The organism is Acetonema longum DSM 6540 (assembly GCF_000219125.1).
Lineage (GTDB): Bacteria > Bacillota > Negativicutes > Sporomusales > Acetonemataceae > Acetonema > Acetonema longum.
In genome coordinates, this window is sequence record NZ_AFGF01000289.1 from 1 (window position 1) to 1,375 (window position 1,375).

Genomic DNA, 1,375 nt, shown 5'->3' on the forward strand with positions numbered 1-1,375 from the left:
CGGCGTTTCACCAGTTGGCGAATCGTCCAGAAAATATCCTGGTGACTGGCGTCCGGCAGCTTGTCGATCATATCGCGCAATACCCTTGCCACACAAAAGGCATCATAGGAATCATTTTTAAAGACCGTGGGCGCACTTAACCGCATGGCGCTGGTGTAGGCGGGGTTAATGTGTTTGACAACAAACTTATGGCCGACCAAATACATGGCCAGGTTTCTTCCCAACCCGCGCGTATCCTCCAGGCCAAAAACCAGCGTTAAGTCTCCACTCAATTTTTTTACATGAGAAAGAAATTGATCAAATTTCCCTGGCCGGTTCTCCAAGGTGATTTCCCCCAAGATATTCAGCCAGCAATCGATGACGACCGCAGTATGTTGTTCTTTATGCATGTCCATCCCGCAGAACGCCAAACTCCGTTTTGGATAAATAACAACCACACTCCTTTACTTCATCACCCTAAAACACACCGGCAACCTCAGCTTGTGAGCGTTAGCCCTGTTACAGGCTCGCAAGGGGCCGACAACCTATCCATGCTTTAATGTGACAGATTTCAGTTAAGGACGAAATGTCCTTACACTCCCCACCGGCAACCCGGTAAGGGGTGTAAAAACGTTTCTTCTGCTAAGCCAGGCCGCCGGTGGCAACTCCGGCCCGCTCCGCACCAGTCCGCGCGGCCTCCAGCCAGGCTGCCGCCTGTCTTTGTGTATGCCGCCCGGCCTGCTGCTACGCTCCTCGCCTTTTTCAGGGGAAACGAAGGGGGAACCCCGGTGGGCCGGATACCCGGCCCACCGGAAAGAGTCCGTCAGCCCTGAGAAGCAACCACATGCAAAGGGGCAGGAATGCGCCGCATCTTCCATACCCGCGCCCATCCTCTGGCCTCCAAAGCTTCCTCCGTGACAAATTGACGGTCAAATTTCGTTGCCACCTTTCTTGTCCGAATACTCTCCAACAAAACCTTATCCGGGCGAACCGTCAACTTTTGCAGCGTCCCGTCCGGCAATGGTTTTTCCCAGACCTCGGCCTGATAATTGGCAAAATAGAGGCGCAGCGCTTCCTCAATGATCGCCGTGGCGCTTTTGAAGCCTTGAACCTTTGCCAACTCGCGCGCCTGAGTCAATAAATCCGTGTCCAAACTCGTGTTAAAAGGGGTCTTTGCCATACGAAACATCCTCCTTTGAAAGTCGTATTGTAATTTCTCCGGGGTTTTCATACACGTGAACCAGACTGCCCACCCGGAAACCCAATTGGGCCAGCCATTTGCCCTGCAGGCGCAGGGCCGGGACTTCCACGTACTGGCCGACGGCGTTCCTGTGGCTCCATACGCCGGAAACGGTAAGAATCCTGACCATGGGAAGCACTCCTCTCACACTGTGTG

3 protein-coding genes are annotated in these 1,375 nt (G+C 53.7%); all 3 read right to left on the bottom strand.

Annotated elements, in window-relative coordinates; all coding sequences use genetic code 11:
- A partial coding sequence (locus tag ALO_RS20305; protein WP_004100086.1) for an IS110 family transposase occupies positions 1 to 395 on the bottom strand: 395 nt, incomplete at its 3' end.
- A gap of 407 nt (positions 396 to 802) precedes the next feature.
- A complete protein-coding gene (locus ALO_RS20310) occupies positions 803 to 1,159 on the bottom strand; it encodes a hypothetical protein (protein WP_004100088.1) in 357 nt (118 codons plus the stop codon).
- Positions 1,140 to 1,375: SymE family type I addiction module toxin (locus ALO_RS20315; RefSeq protein ID WP_238528349.1), on the bottom strand; the 236-nt coding region annotated here is incomplete at its 5' end. The genes ALO_RS20315 and ALO_RS20310, both read right to left, overlap by 20 nt.

Excerpts from the sequence above, each read along its gene's own strand:
- ALO_RS20310 (WP_004100088.1), bottom strand. The coding sequence starts at position 1,159 with ATGGCAAAGACCCCTTTTAACACGAGTTTGGACACGGATTTATTGACT.